The organism is Streptomyces sp. NPDC088733 (assembly GCF_044751185.1).
Lineage (GTDB): Bacteria > Actinomycetota > Actinomycetes > Streptomycetales > Streptomycetaceae > Actinacidiphila.
Genome location: NZ_JBIVLH010000015.1, coordinates 177,346 through 199,126 on the forward strand (window position 1 = coordinate 177,346; position 21,781 = coordinate 199,126).

General features: G+C 71.3%; 20 protein-coding genes. 12 read left to right on the forward strand and 8 right to left on the reverse strand.

Annotated elements, in window-relative coordinates:
* Positions 1-546: 546 nt before the first annotated feature.
* The 11 genes from ACIP64_RS26530 (at position 547) to ACIP64_RS26580 (ending at position 12,652) form a co-directional block, all read left to right on the forward strand.
* Positions 547-3,939, forward strand: a complete 3,393-nt coding sequence (locus ACIP64_RS26530; protein WP_401591472.1) for a nitrate- and nitrite sensing domain-containing protein — start codon at positions 547-549, stop codon at positions 3,937-3,939.
* Between the two features lie 9 nt (positions 3,940-3,948).
* Positions 3,949-4,362 (forward strand): roadblock/LC7 domain-containing protein, encoded by a 414-nt coding sequence (locus ACIP64_RS26535; RefSeq protein ID WP_319660047.1) that lies wholly within the window; start codon positions 3,949-3,951, stop codon positions 4,360-4,362.
* Positions 4,363-4,433: 71 nt separating this feature from the next.
* Positions 4,434-4,841: a DUF742 domain-containing protein gene (locus ACIP64_RS26540; RefSeq protein ID WP_319659775.1), complete on the forward strand. Its 408-nt coding sequence runs from the start codon at positions 4,434-4,436 to the stop codon at positions 4,839-4,841.
* Positions 4,822-5,430, forward strand: a complete 609-nt coding sequence (locus ACIP64_RS26545; protein WP_319659776.1) for an ATP/GTP-binding protein — start codon at positions 4,822-4,824, stop codon at positions 5,428-5,430. Before ACIP64_RS26540 ends, ACIP64_RS26545 begins: the two co-directional genes overlap by 20 nt.
* 456 nt (positions 5,431-5,886) lie before the next feature.
* Entirely contained in the window at positions 5,887-9,030 is a 3,144-nt protein-coding gene (locus tag ACIP64_RS26550; RefSeq protein ID WP_401591474.1) for a nitrate- and nitrite sensing domain-containing protein, read from the forward strand.
* A gap of 9 nt (positions 9,031-9,039) precedes the next feature.
* Positions 9,040-9,453, forward strand: coding sequence for a roadblock/LC7 domain-containing protein (locus ACIP64_RS26555; RefSeq protein WP_018562059.1), 414 nt, complete (start codon positions 9,040-9,042; stop codon positions 9,451-9,453).
* 71 nt (positions 9,454-9,524) lie between these two features.
* Complete coding sequence (locus tag ACIP64_RS26560) at positions 9,525-10,088, forward strand: DUF742 domain-containing protein (RefSeq protein WP_401591476.1); 564 nt, start codon at positions 9,525-9,527, stop codon at positions 10,086-10,088.
* Positions 10,069-10,647 carry an ATP/GTP-binding protein gene (locus tag ACIP64_RS26565; RefSeq protein ID WP_360911084.1) on the forward strand — a complete coding sequence of 193 codons (579 nt, stop codon included), beginning with the start codon at positions 10,069-10,071 and terminating at the stop codon, positions 10,645-10,647. The genes ACIP64_RS26560 and ACIP64_RS26565 overlap by 20 nt, the downstream gene beginning before the upstream one ends.
* Before the next feature lie 155 nt (positions 10,648-10,802).
* Complete coding sequence (locus ACIP64_RS26570; protein WP_401591478.1) at positions 10,803-11,783, forward strand: hypothetical protein; 981 nt, start codon at positions 10,803-10,805, stop codon at positions 11,781-11,783.
* Positions 11,756-11,908: a hypothetical protein gene (locus ACIP64_RS26575; RefSeq protein WP_401591480.1), complete on the forward strand. Its 153-nt coding sequence runs from the start codon at positions 11,756-11,758 to the stop codon at positions 11,906-11,908. Before ACIP64_RS26570 ends, ACIP64_RS26575 begins: the two co-directional genes overlap by 28 nt.
* A gap of 51 nt (positions 11,909-11,959) precedes the next feature.
* A complete protein-coding gene (locus tag ACIP64_RS26580) occupies positions 11,960-12,652 on the forward strand; it encodes a hypothetical protein (protein ID WP_401591482.1) in 693 nt (230 codons plus the stop codon).
* A gap of 70 nt (positions 12,653-12,722) precedes the next feature.
* Here the strand turns inward: ACIP64_RS26580 and ACIP64_RS26585 are convergent, their stop codons facing one another.
* The 4 genes from ACIP64_RS26585 to ACIP64_RS26600 all read right to left on the reverse strand — a co-directional run bounded on the left by ACIP64_RS26585 (position 12,723) and on the right by ACIP64_RS26600 (position 16,685).
* Positions 12,723-12,941 (reverse strand): acyl-CoA carboxylase epsilon subunit, encoded by a 219-nt coding sequence (locus ACIP64_RS26585; RefSeq protein ID WP_401591484.1) that lies wholly within the window; start codon positions 12,939-12,941, stop codon positions 12,723-12,725.
* Between the two features lie 14 nt (positions 12,942-12,955).
* A complete protein-coding gene (locus tag ACIP64_RS26590; RefSeq protein ID WP_401591486.1) occupies positions 12,956-14,578 on the reverse strand; it encodes an acyl-CoA carboxylase subunit beta in 1,623 nt (540 codons plus the stop codon).
* Between the two features lie 167 nt (positions 14,579-14,745).
* The gene (locus ACIP64_RS26595) at positions 14,746-15,618 is read right to left on the reverse strand and encodes an HpcH/HpaI aldolase/citrate lyase family protein (RefSeq protein WP_401591488.1); all 873 of its coding nucleotides are present in this window, start codon (positions 15,616-15,618) and stop codon (positions 14,746-14,748) included.
* The gene (locus tag ACIP64_RS26600) at positions 15,615-16,685 is read right to left on the reverse strand and encodes an HpcH/HpaI aldolase/citrate lyase family protein (protein ID WP_401591490.1); all 1,071 of its coding nucleotides are present in this window, start codon (positions 16,683-16,685) and stop codon (positions 15,615-15,617) included. The genes ACIP64_RS26595 and ACIP64_RS26600 overlap by 4 nt, the downstream gene beginning before the upstream one ends.
* A 225-nt stretch (positions 16,686-16,910) precedes the next feature.
* On the opposite strand from ACIP64_RS26600, the gene ACIP64_RS26605 reads away from it, so the two are divergent.
* Positions 16,911-17,744, forward strand: a complete 834-nt coding sequence (locus ACIP64_RS26605) for an MOSC domain-containing protein (RefSeq protein WP_401591492.1) — start codon at positions 16,911-16,913, stop codon at positions 17,742-17,744.
* 76 nt (positions 17,745-17,820) lie between these two features.
* Here ACIP64_RS26605 and ACIP64_RS26610 read toward each other — a convergent pair whose 3' ends face one another.
* From ACIP64_RS26610 to ACIP64_RS26625, 4 genes are all read right to left on the reverse strand, one after another.
* On the reverse strand, positions 17,821-18,327 hold the full coding sequence (locus ACIP64_RS26610) for a hypothetical protein (RefSeq protein WP_360911066.1): 507 nt from the start codon (positions 18,325-18,327) through the stop codon (positions 17,821-17,823).
* 181 nt (positions 18,328-18,508) lie between these two features.
* A complete protein-coding gene (locus ACIP64_RS26615; RefSeq protein ID WP_401591495.1) occupies positions 18,509-18,844 on the reverse strand; it encodes a hypothetical protein in 336 nt (111 codons plus the stop codon).
* Between the two features lie 444 nt (positions 18,845-19,288).
* Entirely contained in the window at positions 19,289-20,890 is a 1,602-nt protein-coding gene (cimA, locus tag ACIP64_RS26620) for a citramalate synthase (protein WP_401591497.1), read from the reverse strand.
* A 285-nt stretch (positions 20,891-21,175) separates the two neighbouring features.
* Positions 21,176-21,781: a TetR/AcrR family transcriptional regulator gene (locus ACIP64_RS26625; protein ID WP_401591499.1), complete on the reverse strand. Its 606-nt coding sequence runs from the start codon at positions 21,779-21,781 to the stop codon at positions 21,176-21,178.

The following is a 21,781-nucleotide window of genomic DNA, read 5'->3' on the forward strand; positions in this document are numbered from 1 at the left end:
ATCACGGATGATCCACGCCATTTGCACCCGGCGGCCGGCAGCCGACTCGTGCAGGCAGAAGCCCATGAGCCCCTGGAGGCGCCCGAATTGACCACGCCCGCCCGAATGCGGCCGGACACCGCGTGACACGTCCGGTGCGCTGAGTCACGTATTCCACTCGATACCTGACGGGCCTTGTTGGAGGTCCGGCACTGTGCTGGAATTCCCCGGACCGCCGTATCAACAGATGCCGGCGCGCAAGGGGGAGCGTGCGATCGCCGAGCGGCGGCGGCTAACGGGTACCTGCCGGGGAGGGCGGGACTCCACAAACTCGACACCGTCCTGCCGCCCGCGCGGGGGACGCCTGGTCCAGAGGTTGCGACGCTAGTGCAGGGACGTTTCAAGAGGGATGGCGGCGCTGCGGGCGACCCGGAACAGCGCGGTGGGGCCGATACCGGCCCCGCCCGCCGGGAGGACACCGCAGACGTCGGAACCGCGGGCGCGGAGAGCGGCGCCACGCCGGAGAGCGGTGTGCGCTCAGGCCCCAAACACGGCTCCCGAATAGCCATGCGGAACTGGCGCATCAGCACACGTCTGGTGTCGCTGCTCGCGCTACCGGTGGTCGCCGCGACCACTCTGGGTGCCCTGCGCATCCAGAGCTCGCTGGAGAACGTGAAGCAGCTGGACGCGATGACGTCCCTGACCGACCTCACGGAACAGGCGACCAAGCTCGCCGCCGCGCTCCAGAACGAGCGGGACGTCTCCGCGGGTCCGCTGTCCAGCACTCCCCGCGACGAGAACGACGACGACATCGTCGCCGCCCAGCAGAACACCAAGCTGGCCCGCCAGGCCTTCAGCCAGGCCGAGGAAGGCATCGACCCCGACCTCACGGGTGTCAACGCCTCGCTCCAGGCGATCCACCGTCAGCTCGGCACCCTGCAGGCGATCCGCGAGCGCGCCTACGACCAGCCCGGCTTCGTCTCCTCGACGGTCAGTGAGTACGACGGCCTGATCCAGTCGCTGATCGACCTCTCCCAGGAGATGGCCGAGGCGACCGGCAACACCGAGATGATCTCCAGTACCCGCGCGCTGGCGGCGTTCTCCGCCGCCAAGGAGTACGAGTCCATCCAGCGCGCCGTGGTCAGTGCCGCGCTCGCCGACGGCAAGAAGCTCAGTTCCAACGACTTCCGCTTCATGGGCGGCGCGCTCCGTTCCGAGCGCACCTCGCTGGAGCAGTTCCGCCAGATCTACGGCCGGCAGAAGTCCGAGGACCTCCTCACGGGCCTCGAGCACGGCAACAACGCGATCACCCAGCACGACGAGCAGGCCGCCCGTATCGCGGCGTCCGAAGAGGGCATCCAGAACTTCGACGGCTCCTACCTCGACTGGGACGACGCCGCGAAGACCAAGCTCGACACGATGAAGGCCATCGAGCAGCACCTCCTCGAGGAGATGCAGCAGCAGGCCCTGACGCTGCGCAACGCGGCCCAGCAAGAGGCGATCATCAGCGGTGCGCTGATCCTCCTCGTGCTCGGCATCTCGGTCGTCGGCGCCTTCGTCGTCGCCCGCTCCATGGTCCGCTCGCTGCGCCGCCTGCAGGACACCGCTCAGGAAGTCGCCCAGAAGCGGCTGCCCGAGCTGGTCAAGCAGCTCTCCGAGTCCGACCCGCAGGACGTGGACACCTCGGTCGAGTCGATCGGCATCCACACCCGCGACGAAATCGGCCAGGTGGCCCGCGCGTTCGACGAGGTCCACCGCGAGGCGGTCCGTCTCGCCGCCGAGCAGGCGCTGCTGCGAGGGAACGTCAACGCGATGTTCACCAACCTCTCGCGCCGCAGCCAGGGCCTGATCCAGCGTCAGCTGAGCCTGATCTCCGAACTGGAGTCCCGCGAGGCCGACCCGGACCAGCTGTCCAGCCTCTTCAAGCTCGACCACCTCGCGACCCGTATGCGCCGGAACGGCGAAAACCTCCTCGTCCTCGCGGGCGAGGAGCCCGGCCGCCGGTGGACCCGCCCGGTCCCGCTGGTCGACGTCCTGCGCGCCGCGGCCTCCGAGGTGGAGCAGTACGAGCGCATCGAGCTCACCTCGGTGCCGGGCGTGGAAGTCACCGGCCGCGTCGTCAACGACCTCGTCCACCTGCTCGCAGAGCTGCTGGAGAACGCGACCTCGTTCTCCTCCCCGCAGACCAAGGTCCGGGTCACCGGTCACGCGCTGCCCGACGGGCGCGTGCTGATCGAGATCCACGACACCGGCATCGGCCTCTCGCCGGAGGACCTCGCCGACATCAACGAGCGGCTCGCCAACCCGCCGACGGTGGACGTCTCCGTCTCCCGCCGCATGGGTCTGTTCGTGGTCGGCCGCCTGTCCCTGCGACACGGCATCCGCATCCAGCTGCGTCCGTCCGACTCGGGCGGCACCACCGCGCTCGTCATGCTCCCGGTCGACGTCACCCAGGGCGGCGCCAAGCCGCAGCCCGGTGCCGCCGGCAACCGCGGCCAGCAGCCGGGCGGTCCCGGTGCGGGCGGTCCGGGCGCGCCGGTGGGCGCCGGTGCGGCGGCCGCCGGTGTCGGCCGCGCGCCGCAGCGCGGCCAGGTGCCCGGTTCCGCCCAGCGCCCGGCGCTCAACTCGGGCCCCGGCGGCCCGGGTCAGGCCCCGCAGGGCGGGCGCCCCGGTGCTCCCGCGGCCCCGCAGCGTTCCAACCCGAGCTGGGCGAACGAGCAGCAGGGCCAGGGCGGCCAGGGCCGTCCGCAGCGACAGGCCACTCCGCCGCAGCCCACGCAGCAGCCGCAGGCCCCGCAGTTCCCGACCGCACCGCAGCCGGTGGGCGCCGCTCCCGGCGGCCCGGCGGCGGACATGCCGCGCGGCCACGAGGACCTGGAGAGCACGGCGCAGTTCGAGCGCCCTGACTTCAACACGATCCCTCACACGGCTCCGCAGCGCGGCAGCATGAGTTCCGCCTTCGGCCGGCAGCAGCCCCAGCAACCGGCGCAGTACCAGCAGGACCAGAACCACCAGCAGTACCAGCAGGAGCAGCCGCAGCAGTACGGGCAGGAAGCCCAGCAGCCGCAGTACCAGCAGGACCAGAACCACCAGCAGTACCAGCAGGAGCAGTACCAGCAGCCGCAGTACCAGCAGGACCAGAACCACCAGCAGCCGCAGCAGACGGGCACCTTCACCCGCAGCGACGTCTTCCAGCGTCCGCAGGCCCAGATGCCCCAGGCGCAGATGCCCCAGGCCCCGATGCCGCAGGCGCCCATGCCTCCGGCCCCGCAGGCCCAGCGGCAGCGCGGTCCGGCCGCCGGTCAGCAGCGGCCCGCCGAGCCGCGGCACCCGCTGCCGGCCGCGTCCGAGCCGATGGCCCTGCCGCCGGCCCCGGTCCGTCCGGACGAGTCCAGCCCGATCTTCGACTCCCTCGAGTCGGACTGGTTCCGCACCGGCCGTGCCGAGCGCATGCAGCAAGTGCACGTCGAGCAGGGCCCGGTGGCCCCGCAGCAGAACGGCAGCGGTCCGCTCTCCGGCGGTGCCCCGACCCGTCCGCCGCAGCGCCCGCAGCAGCCGCCGCGGCAGCAGCACCCGCAGCAGCCCCAGCAACCGCCGCAGCGGGTCCGCGCCGAGCAGTCCCAGGCCCAGCAGGTCCCGCCGCCGCCCCGTCGTGAGCCCGCCGCCTGGCGCAGCTCGCCCAACGACGAGGTGTGGCAGCGGGCCGGCCAGGTCCGTGAGCCCTCCGCCGGCGGGGTCACCCCCTCCGGCCTCCCCCGCCGGGTGCCGCGCGCGAACCTCGTGCCCGGTTCCGGTACGACCCAGCAAGCCCCCCAGGGTGGTCCGCAGGTTTCCCGGGCCCCCGACGACGTGCGCGGACGCCTGACCAACCTCCGGCGCGGTATTCAGCAAGGCCGCCAGGCCGGTACGGGCACGACCGACGGCCGCGGCTTTGGCACCACTCACCAGCAGGAGCGTTAGTTGAGCCAGATGAGCCAGGCGGCACAGAATCTGAACTGGTTGATCACCAACTTCGTGGACAACACCCCCGGGGTGTCCCACACGGTGGTGGTCTCCGCCGACGGCCTGCTGCTGGCGATGTCCGAGGGTTTCCCCCGGGACCGCGCCGATCAGCTGGCGGCCGTGGCCTCCGGTCTGACCTCGCTGACCGCGGGTGCGTCCCGCATCTTCGAGGGCGGCAACGTCAATCAGACGGTGGTGGAGATGGAGCGCGGCTTCCTCCTCCTGATGACGATCTCGGACGGATCCTCGCTGTGCGTTCTCGCGCACCCCGAGTGCGACATCGGCCTCGTCGGCTACGAGATGGCGCTGCTCGTCGACCGAGCGGGCGCCGTCCTGACCCCCGACCTGCGCGCTGAACTCCAAGGCAGTCTGATGGGCTGAGCTCGTGTGAGCCCGGCCGACAACCGCCCCATGACAAGAGAACCGCGTCCGCTCTTATCCGGAGGACCTTCATGACACCGCCGCCTGCCTCGCCCGGCCCGTACGGCGCGCCCCACCATGCGCCGTACGGGGGCGAAGGCGACCAGCCGCTGGTGCGGCCGTACGCCATGACCGGTGGTCGCACCCGGCCTCGCTACCAGCTCGCCATCGAGGCGCTGGTGAGCACCACTGCCGAGCCGGGTGCCTACCAGGGGATGCTCCCCGAACACCAGCGCATCTGCCACCTGTGCCTGGAGATCAAGTCGGTCGCCGAGATCTCCGCACTGCTGGCGATTCCGCTGGGGGTGGCCCGGATCCTGGTGGCCGACCTGGCTGAGGCCGGGATGGTCGCCATCCACCAGCCGAGCAGCGGCGAGGCCGGCGGACAGCCTGATGTGACACTGCTCGAAAGGGTGCTCAGTGGACTTCGCAAGCTCTAGGCCGGGGCAGCAGGCGGCGTACGGTGCGCCGCCCGCGGCCCGTGCCACCACCTCGGCGAAGATCGTGGTGGCCGGTGGCTTCGGCGTGGGCAAGACCACGTTCGTCGGAGCGGTCTCGGAGATCAACCCGCTCCGCACGGAGGCCGTGATGACCTCCGCGTCCGCGGGTGTCGACGACCTGACCCACGTGGCCGACAAGACGACCACGACCGTGGCGATGGACTTCGGCCGTATCACGCTCGACGACGACCTGATCCTGTACCTGTTCGGTACGCCGGGTCAGGACCGCTTCTGGTTCATGTGGGACGACCTCGTGCGCGGCGCCATCGGCGCGGTCGTGCTGGTCGACACCCGCCGGCTGGCGGACTGCTTCCCGGCCGTGGACTACTTCGAGAACAGCGGTCTGCCCTTCGTCATCGCCCTCAACGGGTTCGACGGCCACCAGCCGTACACGCCCGACGAGGTGCGCGAGGCACTTCAGATCGGCCCCGAGGCGCCGATCATCACCACCGACGCGCGGCACCGCGCGGAGGCGAAGAGCGCGCTCATCACGCTCGTCGAACACGCATTGCTCGCTCGCCTCAAGTAAGCACTCCAGCTTGCCACTTCGGGTACGGACCGGCTGTGTCTTTTGACATGGCCGGTCCTTCTGTTCATAACGTTTCGACCGCGAATCGGAACATCTCGAACACCGCCCGCGCCCGACCGGCTTCACTGCGCATACATCGCCCTGCTGAAATGCCACCGCTTTATGCTTATGCCCCTTTTAACAAGCGCGTGATCATGGGTTCGGCATCGCCGCCGGAGGTTTGTGGAGCACCCCCATGACGTGCTGGAATTCATCGAAACCCGAGAGTAGGAACGACGCCGCCGGCGTCGTCGCCGAGAGGTTGTTGGTCGAGTGAGGAACACGAGGCGCGCAGAGCCGGGTCCCGCGGACCACCCGCGTGGCAATTTCACCCCGCCCGCGCGACACGGCGCGGCGCAGACCGCGACCGCTCCTGAGATCACGGAGCCGGTCGCCGCGTCGGGCAGCCGTTTTGCCATGCGCAACTGGCGGGTGGCCACCCGCCTGAACGTCATCCTCCTCATCCCGGTGCTCGTCGCCCTGGTCTTCGGCGGCTTCCGGGTGCAGACGGCCGTACAGACCTGGCAGGACGCCGACGACGCGGTGCGGACCGCGCGCGCCGTCCGGGCCGCGGTGGACTACGCCAATGCCGTGTTGAACGAGCGCGACGTCAGCGTGGTTCCCCTGCTCCAGGGCGACAAGGAGGACAAGACCGTGGTCGCGGCGCGTGCCGCCACCGACGCGGCCGCCTCCGCCTTCGACGCCACGGTGCGCGAGCTGCCCGCGGACGAGCGCCTCCAACGCCGTGTGGCCAACATCCGCGAGGGCGAGAAGGTCCTGGCCAAGCTGCGCGAGACCGCCTTCACCCGGCAGCTGCCCGGCGTGCAGACCGAGGAGAAGTACGTCGAGATCCAGCACCCGTTGATGGAGCTGGCGAACGAACTCGGTTTTGGCACCAGCAGCGTCGCCTCCTACGGACGCACGCTGTACGCCATCGAGCTGGCCAAGGCCGCCGAGTCGCTGACCCGCTCCATCGGCACCCACCTCCTGGTCGAGGACCGCTCCAAGCTGGCCCCCGAGGAACTGAAGACCCAGCTCACCTCCTTCGCCTCGTACGCCTACCTCCAGCAGGTCGCCGAGGCGGAGTACAAGGGCGGCGGCACCGCGGCCGACTACCAGCGCCTCCAGGACGAGCAGGCCGCGGCGCAGCAGAAGGGCAAGGAGCAGGTCACCCAGGCCGCGCAGGCGGCCAAGGACGCCGGCCAGCCCTTCGTCACCCCGCCGGACCTGCTGTCGATGATCAAGCTGATCGCCTCCGGTGAGGACCCGGCGAGCCTCAAGACGAAGGGCATCACGGAGCAGAGCTGGTTCGGCGCCACCACACTCGGCTTCGAGGCGTACCAGAACGTCGAGAAGCACCTGGCGGACCAGGCGCTGAAGGACTCCAGCGACATCGCCGACAGCGCCCGCATCGAGGCGATCGTCAACTCCGCCATCGTGCTGGTGGCCCTGATCATCGCCTTCATCGTCGCCGCGATGATGGCCCGTTCGATGAGCAACAGCATGCGGCGGCTGCGCACCTCGGCCTTCGATGTCGCCGAGCAGCGCCTGCCGGCGCTGGTCGACCAGCTGTCCCGGACCGACCCCGGCAAGATCGACACCCGCGTCGAGCCGATCCCGATCAACTCCAACGACGAGATCGGCGAGGTCGCCCGCGCCTTCGACCAGATCCACCGCGAGGCCGTGCGGCTCGCCGCCGAGCAGGCACTGCTCCGCGGCAACGTCAACGCGATCTTCACCAACCTCTCCCGCCGCAACCAGGGCCTCATCCAGCGCCAGCTGACGCTGATCACGGACCTGGAGAACAACGAGGGCGACCCGGACCAGCTGTCCAGCCTCTTCAAGCTCGACCACCTCGCGACCCGTATGCGCCGCAACGGCGAGAACCTCCTGGTCCTCGCCGGCGAGGAGCCGGGCCGCCGGTGGAACCAGCCGGTCCCGCTGGTCGACGTGCTGCGCGCCGCGGCCTCCGAAGTGGAGGCGTACGAGCGCATCGAGCTGGTCGGCATCCCGGAGACGGACATCCACGGCACCGCCGTGACCGACCTCGTGCACCTGCTGGCCGAGCTGCTGGAGAACGCCACGACGTTCTCGTCGCCGCAGACCAGGGTCCGCGTCACCGCGACCCGGCTGCCCGACGGCCGTGTGATGGTCGAGATCCACGACAAGGGCATCGGCCTCACGGCCGAGGACTTCGCGGACATCAACCACAAGCTGGCCGACCCGCCCACGGTCGACGCCTCGATCTCCAAGCGCATGGGCCTGTTCGTGGTCGGCCGCCTCGCCGACCGGCACGGCATCCGCGTGCAGCTGCGCCCCTCGGGCGAGCAGGCGGGCACCACGTCGCTGGTCATGCTCCCCGAGCCCATCACCCACGGTGGCGGCGGCGAGGAGATACCGCTGGACGACGACTTCACGGTGTCCCGGATGATGCCGGAGGCCGAGACCGAGTCCTTCGCCGCGTACGGGCCGACCGCCGCCGAGCTCGGCTTCGACGACTCCCGCTACGACCGCGCGGAGGCACCGGGCGACGCCCGTGCGCTGGACCCGGTCGGCCGCTCCCTGAAGCGCGGCGAGCGCCGTGCCCAGCTGGAGGCCGCGGCCAACGACCGCGGCGAGCGCCCGCTGTTCCGCGACGAGGCCGGCGGGCAGCAGGAGGCCTTCGACGGCTTCGAGTCCCCGGCCGCCGCGGAATCCTTCCCGCAGGAATCCTTCCCGCAGGACGCCTTCGCCCAGGAGGCCTTCCCGCAGAACGGGTTCGACGTCCAGGGATTCCCCGAGCAGCCCCTCCCGGCGCAGCAGGGCTTCGCGGAGCAGCACAGCTACGACACGCAGGCCGCGCCCTTCCAGGAGCCCGCGTACACCGACGGCGGCTTCCCGGCCCCGGCGCCCGAGTACGACGCCGCCCAGGCCGGCTACGGCCAGGACGGCTGGCAGCAGCAGAACGGCTACGCGCAGGACGGCTGGAGCGCCCAGCAGCCCGCGCCGCAGCAGGAGATGCCCCAGGCCACGGCCTACCCCGAGGCGCCCGCGGCCGATTCCGCCACTGGCGCCCCCTTCGAGGCCCCGGACCGCGTAGGCTTCGACGGGCCGGGACCGTCCTCAGGCCCGCTGCACACGACCGTGACGGACGCGGGCCTGCCGCGCCGCGACCGCGGGCGGCAGCAGTCCGGACCGTCGGTGCCGGCCCAGTCGGAGCCCCAGCCGACGACCGGCTTCCCCACGCAGCCGGCCCCCGCGACGCCGGCCGGGACGCCGGACACCTCGGTGGAGTCCTCCGAATGGCGTTCCACGAACGACGAGAACTGGCAGCGGGCCGAACAGGCCCGCAAGCCCAAGGCCGGCGGGGTCACCCCCTCCGGCCTGCCCCGGCGGGTCCCCAAGGCCAACCTGGTCCCGGGCACCGCACAGCAGACTCCGCAGGGCGGCCCCATGGTCTCCCGAGCACCCGAGGACGTCCGCGGCCGACTGAGCAATCTGCGGCGCGGTGTCCAGCAGGGGCGTACTGCGGGAACTGACACGAACGGCCAGGGCTTCGGCCCCAAGCACCAGGAGCGTTAGTTGAGTCCGATGAGCCAGGCGGCACAGAACCTGAACTGGTTGATCACCAGTTTCGTGGACCAGACCCCAGGGGTCTCCCATACGGTTGTGGTCTCTGCCGACGGCCTGCTGCTGGCGATGTCCGAAGGGTTCCCGCGGGACCGCGCGGACCAGCTGGCCGCCGTGGCCTCGGGGCTGACCTCGCTGACCGCGGGTGCCTCGCGGATCTTCGAGGGCGGCCATGTGAACCAGACCGTCGTGGAGATGGAGCGCGGCTTCCTCTTCATCATGTCCGTCTCCGACGGATCCTCGCTGGCCGTGCTCGCGCACCCCGAGTGCGACATCGGCCTCGTGGGCTACGAGATGGCCCTGCTGGTGGACCGGGCGGGCAATGTGCTCACCCCCGATCTGCGCGCGGAACTGCAGGGCAGCCTGCTCAACTAACGGACAGGCATGCGAGCGCGTCCGGGGACCCGTAGGGTTCTCGGACGCGCTACCCAGCTGGAGGAGGAACCGTGGCAACGCCCCCAGGCGGAGATCAGTACGGCAATCACCAACAGCAGCCGCCCCTCAAGCGGTTCAACTTCCCCTCGGCGCCCACCCCGGAGCCACCCCCCGCCTTCGGCGGTGGGACCCAGGAACCGGGCGGCAGGCCGTCGCATCGGCAGCCGAGGATCCAGCCGTACGAACCCCCGCAGGCACCGTCACCGCGCACGGCCCCGGCCGGACGCACCTCCCCGTCCGGGCTGGTCCGCCCGTACGCGATGACCGGTGGCCGCACCCGGCCGCGCTACCAGCTCGCCCTCGAGGCACTGGTCAGCACGACCGCGGACGCGTCACAGCTGCGGGGGCAGTTGCCGGAGCACCAGCGGATCTGCATCCTCTGCCGGGAGATCAAGTCGGTCGCGGAAATCTCCGCGCTTCTCTCCATCCCCCTCGGCGTCGCCCGAATCCTCGTCGCCGACCTGGCGGAGGCCGGTCTCGTCGCCATTCACCAGCCCGGTGGCGACGATGCCTCGGGCGGACAGCCAGACGTGACACTGCTCGAAAGGGTGCTCAGTGGACTTCGCAAGCTCTAGCGGTCCAGCTCGCTCAACCACCTCGGCGAAGATCGTGGTGGCGGGCGGCTTCGGCGTGGGCAAGACCACGTTCGTCGGTGCCGTATCGGAGATCAACCCGCTGCGTACCGAAGCCGTGATGACCTCCGCCTCGGCGGGCATCGACGACCTGACCCACGCGCCGGACAAGACCACGACCACCGTGGCCATGGACTTCGGCCGTATCACGCTGGACGAGGACCTGATCCTGTACCTGTTCGGTACGCCGGGTCAGGACCGCTTCTGGTTCATGTGGGACGACCTGGTGCGCGGCGCCATCGGCGCGGTCGTCCTGGTGGACACCCGCCGGCTGGCCGATTGCTTCCCGGCCGTGGACTACTTCGAGAACAGCGGGCTGCCCTTCGTCATCGCCCTCAACGGCTTCGACGGACACCAGCCGTACAACCCGGAGGAGGTCCGGGAGGCGCTGCAGATCGGCCCCGAGGCCCCCATCATCACCACCGACGCCCGCCACCGCGGCGAGGCGAAGAGCGCGCTCATCACGCTGGTGGAGCACGCGCTGATGGCGCGGCTGCGGTAACGGCGGTCCGCACGACGCGAAAGGCCCCGCACGGCGAGTGCGGGGCCTTCGCGTTTCTGCCATGTTTGTCGTGCAACTGCCAGGCCCCGCACGGCGTTTGACAGAAGTGGAACGGAAGAGGCGCTTCGGCGCGCCCGAGTCGGCGGGGGTGGCCCATGGGTGTCGTGCTGCCGGACGAACTGGCGTGGCTCCTCGACCTGATCGGCATCATGTGGCCGAACGTCGACGAGGACGACTACCGCGAAATGGCCACGGCCCTGAGGGAGTTCGCCGACGACGTGGACCACGGCGGAGGCGGCCTGCACGACGCGGTCGCGGGCCTGCTCGGGGCGACCGAGGGCCCCGCGGTCGACGCCTTCAACTCCCACTGGAACAAGGTCGGTTCCCATCTGGGCAATCTGGCGGACGCCGGACGGCTGGGCGCCACCGCGCTCGACGGGGTGGCCCTCGTCGTCGAGGGCGCCAAGATCGCCGCCGTGGTCCAGCTCGGCATCCTGGCCGCCGAGGTGATCGCCGCCCAGGCCGCCGCGCCGTTCACGCTCGGCCTGTCCGAACTCGGCGCCGCCGGGGCCACCCAGGCGACCCGGCTCATCGTCAAACGCCTGTTCAAGGAGGCCGCCCAGCAGGCCCAGGACCAAGTGATCGGGCTGGCGACCGGGCCGGTGTACGCGGCCCTCGGCAACATGGCCGGCGACCTGGCCATCCAGCTCGGCGCCAACGCGCTCGGCATCCAGCACGGCGTCGACCTCGGCCGTGCCGCCGACGTGGCAAGGGCGGCTTCGAGCAGGGCGTCCAGGACTCCCGTCACCAGCTCACCGGGGGCAAGGACGGCGGCTTTGTGCTGGCCTCCGCCGGCGGCGGCACTGGCGGCACGTCCGGGAGCGGGGGCGGCGGCGGTCGGATCCGGCACGACGAGAGCGCGTACGCCGACTTCGACACCCAGGTCGACAGCCACGGCCAGGACATGCGGTCCCGCGGCAGCGAGCGGATCCGGCGCGCCAACGACCGCCACGCCCGGGTCAAGGGCAAGGGCGGCGAACTCACCCAGGCCGCGGAGCAGTTCATCGAGACCCTCCCCCGGACCCCGGCGCCCCGCGGGCTGCGGGCGGTGTGGCGGCGGGCGGCCCCCGCGCTGACGGCGCTCGGCCTCACCGGGCCCGAACACGCCGCCGTCCTCCACACGGCCGCGCTGGCCGAGGACCCGAAACTGGCCGGGTACCTCGAACCCCTGGCCCGCCTGCACTCCTGGACGGCACGGTGAGCCACCACCGGGCCGGCGACGGCCCTGGCACCCGGCGGGGGCGGGCTGCTCGTGGCCGACCCGGTGGGCCGGCTGACCGTGCTGGACCCGGCGACCGGCGCGGTCCTCTCCCGCCTCCCGCTCGACGCCGCCCTGCGTCCGGTGGGCATCGCGCCGGCCGCGGGCGGCGGTCTGCTGCTCCTCGACGCGGACGAGGCCCTGCAGACCGCGGGTGCGATGTCCAACGCCCTGTCCCGGGTGGCCGACGTCCACAACGCCGCGAGGACGCCGCCCACGGCGGTCGCCGCCCACGGCAGCCGTGTCGCCGTGGGGGACGCCGACGGCCGTGTGTACGTGTGGGACGCCACGGCCCACGACCGCGGCCCGGTCACCCGCAGGCTGCATCCCGCGCCCGTCACGGCGGCGGCCCTCGTCGGCGCCGTCGGTCTCGCCCTGTGCCTGAGCGGTGGGGCGGACGGCACCCTGCGCCTGTGGGAGACGGGCGGCGACCCGATGCCGGAGCCCGTCGACCGCCGCGAGGCCGTCGTGACGTCGCTCGCGGCCGCCGAGACCCCCTCGGGGTCCGTGGCGGCCGTCGCCTGGTCCGACGGCGAGGTGCACCTGTGGGACCTCCCGGCGGGCACCCGGCGGGCGGTGGTGCCCCCGTACCGCGCGGAAGCGCTCGCGCTCTGTGGCGACGGCACGCTGTTCGTGGCCGGCACGGCGGGCGTCGCCGCGCTCGGCACCTCCCGCACGCCGTCCTGAACCTCGACACGACGGTGGCGCGGCACCCCCGGAGGGGTACCGCGCCACCGTTGCGAACGGGACCGGAGGGTCAGCTGCGCCAGCTGTGCGGCGCGCTGAAGCCGGACTGCCGCTCCAGGCGGCGCCAGCCGGCCGTGGAGCGGGGCTTGACGAAGGCGGTCGTGTCCTGGCCCTGGGCCGCGGCGCGGGCGAGGAGGACGGCCGTCAGGGCGGCCAGTTCCTCGTCGCTGGCGTGGCCGCGCTCGACGCGAACGAGCGCCGCGGCGGAGCTGTCGGCAGGAGTGCTCACGGGGTCGGTCTCCCTTACTGGGGCGGGTTGCCGTGCTTGCGGGACGGCAGGTCGGCGTGCTTGGTGCGCAGCATGGCGAGCGAGCGGATGAGGACCTCGCGGGTCTCGGCGGGGTCGATCACGTCGTCCACGAGGCCGCGCTCGGCCGCGTAGTACGGGTGCATCAGCTCGGACTTGTACTCCTTGACCATGCGGGCGCGCATGGCCTCGGGGTCGTCGGCGTCGGCGATCTGCCGCCGGAAGATGACGTTGGCGGCACCCTCGGCGCCCATCACGGCGATCTCGTTGGTGGGCCAGGCGTAGGTCAGGTCGGCACCGATCGACTGGCTGTCCATGACGATGTAGGCACCTCCGTACGCCTTGCGCAGGATCAGCGAGATCCGCGGCACGGTGGCGTTGCAGTACGCGTACAGCAGCTTGGCGCCGTGCCGGATGATGCCACCGTGCTCCTGGTCGACGCCCGGGAGGAAGCCGGGGACGTCCAGAAGAGTGATGAGCGGGATGTTGAAGGCGTCGCACATCTGCACGAACCGGGCCGACTTCTCGCTGGCCTCGATGTCGAGCACACCCGCCAGGGAGGCGGGCTGGTTGGCGATGATGCCGACCACCTGGCCGTCGAGGCGGGCCAGGGCGACGATGATGTTGGTCGCCCAGCGCTCGTGGATCTCCAGGTACTCGCCCTCGTCGACGATCTCCTCGATCACCTGGTGCATGTCGTAGGAGCGGTTGCCGTCGGCCGGGACGATGTCCAGCAGGACGTCGCCGCGCCGGTCGGCCGGGTCGCTGGTGGGGGCCGACGGCGGGTTCTCGCGGTTGTTCTGCGGCAGCATCGACAGCAGGTAGCGGACCTCTTCCAGGCAGGTCTGCTCGTCGTCGTACGCGAAGTGCGAGACACCGGAGATCTCGGAGTGGACGTCGGCGCCGCCGAGCCCGTTCTGCGTGATCTTCTCGCCGGTGACGGCCTGGACGACGTCCGGGCCCGTGATGAACATCTGCGAGGTCTCACGGACCATGAAGACGAAGTCGGTGAGCGCCGGGGAGTACGCGGCGCCGCCGGCGCACGGGCCGAGCATCACCGAGATCTGCGGGATGACACCGGAGGCGCGGGTGTTGCGCTGGAAGATGCCGCCGTAGCCGGCGAGCGCGGAGACGCCTTCCTGGATGCGGGCGCCGGCGCCGTCGTTCAGCGAGACCAGCGGGGCGCCGGCCGCGATGGCCATGTCCATGATCTTGTGGATCTTGGAGGCGTGGGCCTCGCCCAGCGCGCCGCCGAAGATCCGGAAGTCGTGCGCGTACACGAAGACGGTGCGGCCGTGGACGGTGCCCCAGCCGGTGATGACGCCGTCGGTGTACGGCTTCTTCGCCTCCAGGCCGAAACCGGAGGCGCGGTGCCGGCGCAGCGGCTCGACCTCGCTGAAGGTCCCCTCGTCGAGCAGCAGGTCGATCCGCTCGCGGGCGGTCAGCTTGCCCTTGGCCTTCTGGGCCTGGGTGGCCTTCTCGCTGGGGCCGAGCCGGACCTGCTCGCGGATGGCGTGCAGTTCCGCGACGCGCCCGCGCGCGTCGTTCGCCGGCTGGGCGGCTTCGTCGCCCTCCTCGGCCTCGGCAGGCTGGGTCGGCACCTCGTCCAAAACGCTCATGACATCGACCATACGAGCGCAGGGCCCTCGGAAACGGCGTCCACTTCGTACAGTGTCCGGACCCGCTTCATGGAGCATCTGGACAGAACCAACACAAGAAATGCCCCGCACGGCACGTGCGGGGCCCTTTCTTTGTAGCGGTCGTCCACCCGGACTTCAGTGAACGGTCAGCGTCCGGTCACCGCCGCGGCCAGGGCGAGGACACGCCGGGCGTCATCCACATGGAGGTTCTCGATCATCCGCCCGTCGACCGTGACGACTCCCCGGCCCTCGGCCGCGGCGGCCTCGAAAGCCTCGATGATGCGCCGGGCCTTGTCGGTTTCCTCCTCCGAGGGGGCGAAGACCCTGTTGCAGATCTCCACCTGCTTCGGGTGGATCAGCGTCTTGCCGTCGAAGCCGAACTGCCGGCCCTGGACGCACTCCGCCTCGAAGCCCGCCAGGTCCTGCACGTCGTTGTACACGCCGTCCAGGATCGCCTTGCCCGCCTCGCGGGCGCCCAGCAGGGCCAGCGACAGCCCGGTCAGCAGCGGGGCCCGGCCGGGGACGTGCTCGGCGTGCAGTTCCTTCGCCAGATCGTTGGTGCCCATCACCAGCACCGTGAGCCGCTCGGAGGCGGCCGCGACGGCACGGGCGTCCAGCATGGCGCGCGGGGTCTCGACCATCGCCCAGATCGCCGTGCGGTCGGGGGCGCCCGCGGCCTCCAGGGCCCGCTCGACGGCGTGCACGGTGGCCGCGGAGTCGACCTTGGGGACGACCACGGCGTCGGGGCCTGCCTCGGCGGCGGCCCGCAGGTCGTCCTCGTGCCACGGAGTGCCGGGCGCGTTCACCCTGATGGTCAGCTCCCGCGGCCCGTACTCCCCGGAGGCGGCCGCGGCGGCGACCCGCTTGCGGGCCTCGGCCTTGGCGTCGGGGGCGACGGAGTCCTCCAGGTCGAGGATGAGCGCGTCGGTGGGCAGGCTCTTGGCCTTCTCCAGGGCGCGCTCGTTCGCGCCGGGCATGTACAGCACGGAGCGGCGGGGCCGCAGGGTCGCGTCGGTCATCGGCTCTGCTCCTTCCAGGCGGCCTCGTACGCCTCGGCCAGTTCGGGGTCCCGGGCGGCCAGCGCGTCCGCCAGGTCGACGACGACCTTGCACTGCTTCACGGTCGCGTCGTCCTGCATCTTGCCGTCGAGCATCACCGCGCCGGTGCCGTCGCCCATCGCGTCGATGACCCTGCGCGCCCAGGCCACATCGGCGGGGGCCGGGGAGAAGACCCGCTTGGCGATGTCGATCTGCACCGGGTGCAGGCTCCACGCGCCGACGCAGCCCAGCAGGAAGGCGTTGCGGAACTGGTCCTCGCAGGCCGTGGTGTCCTTGATGTCGCCGAAGGGGCCGTAGTACGGCAGGATGCCGTGCGCGGCGCAGGCGTCGACCATGCGGGCGATGGTGTAGTGCCACAGGTCCTGCTGGTAGGTCAGCCGCGGCAGCTCCACGTCGGGGTCCTTCGGGTCCTCCCGCACGAGGTACCCCGGGTGTCCCCCGCCGACGCGGGTGGTCTTCATCCGGCGGCTCGCCGCGAGGTCGGCCGGGCCGAGCGAGATGCCCTGCATCCGGGGGCTGGCCCCGGCGATCTCCTCGACGTTGGCCACGCCCGAGGCGGTCTCCAGGATGGCGTGCACGAGGATCGGGCGGCGCACCCCGGCCCGGGCCTCCAGCTGGGCGAGCAGCCGGTCGACGTAGTGGATGTCCTCGGCGCCCTCGACCTTGGGCACCATGACGACGTCGAGCCGGTCGCCGATCTCGGTGACGAGCGTGATCAGGTCGTCCAGGGCCCACGGCGAGTCGAGGCTGTTGACCCGGGTCCACAGCTGTGTGTCGCCGAACTCGGTCCCCTTCGCGATGGCGACCAGGCCCGCCCGCGCGGCCTCCTTGCGGTCGGCGGCGACGGCGTCCTCCAGATTGCCCAGCAGGACGTCCACGGTGGGCGCGATGGCGGGGACCTTGGCCGCCATCTTCTCGTTGCCCGGATCGAAGAAGTGGATCATCCGCGAGGGCCGGAACGGGACCTCCCGTACGGGGGCCGGGGCCCCCACGGCCAGCGGTCGGAAGAAGTCCTTCGCGGAACGCATGCGGTCTCCCAGGGTTCGAGGGTGGGGAGCGTACGGCGCTCACCCTATGATCCGCGGGGGTTCGGCGTTACTGGTCAGTACGTGTGCTGTTGGTCACCGAGCGTCCACGGCCCCGGCGGCGGCAGGGGCACGCGGCCGCGCGCCGGTGGGCCGTCCGGGTGGCGGCGCCCGGCGGCCGGAACGTGGTCGAATGGCCTTTCCGCCGATCCGGGAGGAACACCGCCGATGACCACCGCGACCGTGCACAGCCTCACCCACTACCCCGTGAAGGGCTGCGCGGGCGTGCCCGTGAGCCGCGTCGAGGTGACCGCCACCGGACTGGCCCACGACCGGGTGTTCATGGTGGTGGACGCCTCCGACGGCACCTTCCGCAGCCAGCGCAAACTGCCGCGGATGGCCGTGGTACGCGCCGAGGTGACCGACGACGGCAAGCACCTGGCGCTGGCGGCGCCCGGCGCCGGGGAGGTGCGGGTGGAGGTGGCGCACGAGGGGGCGCTGCGCGAGGTGAGCATGTTCGACCGGCCGCTCGGCACGGCGGTCGACCAGGGCGAGGAGGCGGCCCGCTGGCTCTCCGACGCCCTGGGGCAGCCCTCGCGGCTGGTGCGGGTGCGGCCCGGCTTCGACCGGGACGGCTGGGGCGAGCACCCCGGAAAGGTCAACTTCGCGGACGCGCACGCCCTTTCGGTCGCGTCGCTGGCCTCGCTCGACGAGCTCAACCGGCGCATCGGCGAGCGCGGCGGTGCCCCGGTCCCCGTCGACCGCTTCCGCGCGAACATCGTGGTCGAGGGCTGGTCCGAGCCGCACACCGAGGACCGGGTGCGCCGCATGACCGCCGGCACCGCGGTGCTGGGGTACTCCGTCCGTGCGGTCCGCTGCGCGGTCCCGATGGTCGACCAGGCCACGGGGCGTACCGACGGGCCCGAGCCGGTGCGCACCCTGGCGGACTACCGGCGGGAGGCGGAGTACGGGAACAAGGTGAGCTTCGCGATGAAGGCGGCCGTGCTGCGGCCGGGAGTCGTCGCGGTCGGCGACCGCATCGAGGTCCAGGCGTGGGAGTGAGCGCCGCACCGGCCCGGACGGCGCTCCTGCGCCGCCCGGGCCGGGTCAACAGCGCTTCCTCTAAGCGCCGTCGGGGTCAGCAGCCCCCGCAGTTGTAGTAGAGGACGTCCCAGTGGTTGCCCTCGTCGGCGTAGATGTTGCCGGAGCCCGACTGGTACTGGGGCGCGCCGTCACCGCGCAGACCGATGTAGGCGAACGAGCCGTGGATGTAGTTGGTGACGCAGCTGTTCTTGCCGTAGTCGAGCTTGTAGCCGTTCCAGTGCGAGTACGTACCGCTCGCATGCCCGGTCTCGGTGCCGCCGGTGATGTTCAGGGCGCAGCCGCTCGCGTGCTTGAGCGTCACGGCACCCTGCGCGGTGGCCTGGTTCAGCTGGTCGAACGACGTGCAGGTGGCATTGTTGCGGTTGGAGCAGCCGCCGGACGACGACCAGGTGATCCCGGCGGACCGGAACATGGCCGTGGCCTGGGCGTGCGTCAACTTCGTGACGGCGTACGCGTCGTGCGGGGCGGCGAGCCCGGCGCCGGGCGCGAAGAGCACGCCGAGCGCGAGGACGAGCGCGCTCACGGCGGAGCGGAACTTCATGGGGGAACCCTCCTGCTGATGACCGTGCATCCTGTGGGGCGGCTGTGCAGGTGGAGCAGGAGGAGTGTTCCCGCGTTCTACGCGCGTATGCGCGGGAGTTGGGCCCGGCGGGCCTCACGCGGAAGGCCCCGCTGAGCGTGCGGCGGGGCCTTCGCGGGCCGACCGGCCGGGCATCCGCCCGTTACGGGAGGTCGCAGATCTGCGTCCAGCCGTTGTTGTAGCCGTTGCGGTAGCCCGTCCGGTAGTCCTGTCCGGGCTCCCTCGGGTTGAAGTTGAAGCCGAAGGCGTTGCAGGATCCGGGGGCACCCTGCTGGGCATCCGAGAGCCCGTCCCGGTTGCCCTGCTGGAATCCGCGCTGAGTGGCGGTCAGCGAGGGGACGACCTTGCCGTGCGAGGCCGTCGCCGCCGCGTCCGCGTGCGTGGGTGCGGCCGAGGCCTGCGACATCACGGCGGGCGAGAACGCGAGAGCCCCGGCTGCGACGAACGGGCTGGCCAGAAGTGCGATGGTTCGCTTCACGCGCATTTCTTGTCTTCTTCCTTCGAGACCGGGAATGCACAGACGGTGCCTCGACCTGACCAGGGCGCACGAGACGTGCCGTGATGAGTCAGGGAGCAAGAACTGCACTGCGATGCGCTGGGCACCGTCCAGCCGGCGGATTCCGGCTTCCGCCACCGTACGGCTGCGGTTTGTACTCTCCGCAACGGCGGCGTCCGTATTTCGACCGTAGCCACCCCTGGGTAAATTGTCCACCTTTGGGCTAACGCGCCTGATTGATTTGTCAACCGCCTCAACATCCGCCGCCGGAAAGGTGGATGCCTGTGGCAATCAATACGTGATGCGGTATGCCGCGCGCCTTTCTGACGGCCCATGGGAAATGGCGCGCGAGAACAACGAAAATGCGGACACGGGCCGGGGCCCGTGTCCGCATGTCGTCCTTCCTCCTACGACCCGCCGTCGCGCTCAGTCCCGGCGCGGCTCGACCCCCGCGCGCAGCAGCCCGTACGCGTAGGCGTCGTCCAGCGCCTGCCAGGAGGCGGCGATGACGTTCTCGCCGACGCCGACCGTGGACCATTCGGACGTGCCGTCCGAGGTGGAGATGAGCACCCGGGTCGTGGACTCGGTGCCGTGCTTGCCCTCCAGGATGCGGACCCGGTAGTCGACCAGTTCCAGCTTCGCCAGCTGCGGGTACGTGCGCTCCAGCGCGACACGCAGCGCCCGGTCCAGGGCGTTGACGGGGCCGTTGCCCTCGGCGGTGCCCACGATGCGCTGGCCGTCGGCCCAGACCTTGACGGTCGCCTCGTTGGCGTGGATGCCGTCGGGGCGGTCCTCCACGATCGCGCGCCAGGACTCGACGCGGAAGTAGCGGATGGGCCGGCCCTCGATCTCCTCGCGCAGCAGGAGTTCGAAGGAGGCGTCGGCCGCCTCGTAGGTGTAGCCCGCGAGTTCGCGTTCCTTGACGCGTTCGACGACCCGGCCGATCAGCTCGCGGTCCCCTCCGAGGTCGACGCCGAGCTCCTTGCCCTTGAGCTCGACGGAGGCGCGGCCCGCCATGTCGGACACCAGCATGCGCATGGTGTTGCCGACGAGTTCGGGGTCGATGTGCTGGTAGAGGTCGGGGTCGACCTTGATGGCGGAGGCGTGCAGACCCGCCTTGTGGGCGAACGCGGAGACTCCGACGTACGGCTGATGCGTGGAGGGCGTGAGATTGACGACCTCGGCGATCGCGTGCGAGATCCGGGTCATGTCGGCGAGCGCGCCCTCGGGCAGCACGGTGCGGCCGTACTTGAGCTCCAGCGCCGCGACGACGGGGAAGAGGTTGGCGTTGCCGACCCGCTCGCCGTAGCCGTTGGCGGTGCACTGCACGTGCGTGGCGCCCGCGTCGACCGCGGCCAGGCTGTTGGCGACCGCGCACCCGGTGTCGTCCTGGGCGTGGATGCCCAGGCGGGCGCCGGTGTCGGCGAGGACGGTGCGGACGACGGCGGTCACCTGCGCGGGCAGCATCCCGCCGTTGGTGTCGCACAGGACGACGACGTCGGCGCCGGCCTCGTGCGCGGCGCGGACGACGGCCTTCGCGTAGACCGGATTGGCCTTGTAGCCGTCGAAGAAGTGCTCGCAGTCGACGAAGACCCTGCGGCCCTCGGAGCGCAGGTGGGAGACGGTGTCCCGGACCATCTCCAGGTTCTCCTCCAGCGTGGTGCGCAGCGCCAGCTCGACATGGCGGTCGTGCGACTTCGCGACCAGCGTGATGACCGGCGCTCCGGACTCCAGCAGCGCCCTGACCTGGGGGTCCTCGGCGGCGCTGCCTCCGGGGCGGCGGGTGGCGCCGAAGGCGACCAGTTGCGCGTGGCGCAGGTCGAGCTCGCCGGCGGCCCGGGCGAAGAACTCGGTGTCGCGCGGGTTGGCGCCGGGCCAGCCGCCCTCGATGAATCCCACCCCGAAGTCGTCCAGGTGCCGGGCGATCGTCAGCTTGTCGGCGACGGTGAGGTTGATGCCCTCGCGCTGCGCGCCGTCGCGCAGCGTGGTGTCGAAGACGTGGAAGCTGTCGTCCAGTACGGCCGTCATGGTCTGATCCAACTCCTGTCGGGTGAGTGGTTCCGGAAAACCGGGTTCCACTTGCCCCCATTTTCCCTCGCGCTGGTCCGCGCCCGGCACGGGTGGGCCGGGAAACGAAAAAACCCCTCGCGGGTGCGAGAGGTCTGCGCGCGGGTCTGGGACACGGTGATCGCTTCCGCCGAGGTCTGCGGTGAGCGGTCACTGAGGACCGGCGCGCCTGCTGCCAATAATCATGACGAACGAGGGCACGCTCGCAGTCTGCCACACCCCGCCGACGGGTGGGACACGGTCTCACTATGCGGGCGACAGGGCCTCGTCCAGGAACTCCTTGACGTGCCCGAGCGCCTGTTCGCGGTCCATGCCCGGGAGCCCGATCACCAGCGGCACCCCGAAACCGTCCAGCAGCGCGCGCAGCCGCACCGTCGTCCGCTCGGGATCCACCGGCCGGAAGTCGCCGCGGGAGATCCCCTCGGCGAGCAGCGCGACCAGGTCCCGGTGCCAGACCAGTTCCAGTGCGAGCTGGCGGCGCAGGACGTCCTCGGCGGCCGTCGTCCGGTTCCAGACCTCCGACCACAGGGTCCAGCGCGGATCGCGGCGGCCGTCGGGCAGATACAGGCCGATCACCGCGTCCAGCCGCTCACGGGTGGACGCGGTGCGGCCGAGGACGCGGCGGCGTTCGGCCGCGAGCTGCTCCTCGCTCCACTCCAGGGTCTGCAGCAGCAACTCGTCCTTGCTGCCGAAGTAGTAGAGGATGTGGCCGCTGCTCATGCCCACCTGGCGGCCGAGGCCCGCCATCGTCAGCTCGGCCAGCCCGCGTTCGGCGATCGTCGCCATGGCGGCGGCCATCACCTCCTCGCGCGGCTGCTTGAGCCGCCGCCGGGGGCGGGCGGATCCGGTCAC

Excerpts from the sequence above, each read along its gene's own strand:
- ACIP64_RS26530 (WP_401591472.1), top strand. The coding sequence starts at position 547 with ATGCGGAACTGGCGCATCAGCACACGTCTGGTGTCGCTGCTCGCGCTA.
- ACIP64_RS26535 (WP_319660047.1), top strand. The coding sequence starts at position 3,949 with ATGAGCCAGGCGGCACAGAATCTGAACTGGTTGATCACCAACTTCGTG.
- ACIP64_RS26540 (WP_319659775.1), top strand. The coding sequence starts at position 4,434 with ATGACACCGCCGCCTGCCTCGCCCGGCCCGTACGGCGCGCCCCACCAT.
- ACIP64_RS26550 (WP_401591474.1), top strand. The coding sequence starts at position 5,887 with ATGCGCAACTGGCGGGTGGCCACCCGCCTGAACGTCATCCTCCTCATC.
- ACIP64_RS26555 (WP_018562059.1), top strand. The coding sequence starts at position 9,040 with ATGAGCCAGGCGGCACAGAACCTGAACTGGTTGATCACCAGTTTCGTG.
- ACIP64_RS26570 (WP_401591478.1), top strand. The coding sequence starts at position 10,803 with ATGGGTGTCGTGCTGCCGGACGAACTGGCGTGGCTCCTCGACCTGATC.
- ACIP64_RS26590 (WP_401591486.1), bottom strand. The coding sequence starts at position 14,578 with ATGAGCGTTTTGGACGAGGTGCCGACCCAGCCTGCCGAGGCCGAGGAG.
- ACIP64_RS26595 (WP_401591488.1), bottom strand. The coding sequence starts at position 15,618 with ATGACCGACGCGACCCTGCGGCCCCGCCGCTCCGTGCTGTACATGCCC.
- ACIP64_RS26600 (WP_401591490.1), bottom strand. The coding sequence starts at position 16,685 with ATGCGTTCCGCGAAGGACTTCTTCCGACCGCTGGCCGTGGGGGCCCCG.
- ACIP64_RS26605 (WP_401591492.1), top strand. The coding sequence starts at position 16,911 with ATGACCACCGCGACCGTGCACAGCCTCACCCACTACCCCGTGAAGGGC.
- ACIP64_RS26610 (WP_360911066.1), bottom strand. The coding sequence starts at position 18,327 with ATGAAGTTCCGCTCCGCCGTGAGCGCGCTCGTCCTCGCGCTCGGCGTG.
- cimA (WP_401591497.1), bottom strand. The coding sequence starts at position 20,890 with ATGACGGCCGTACTGGACGACAGCTTCCACGTCTTCGACACCACGCTG.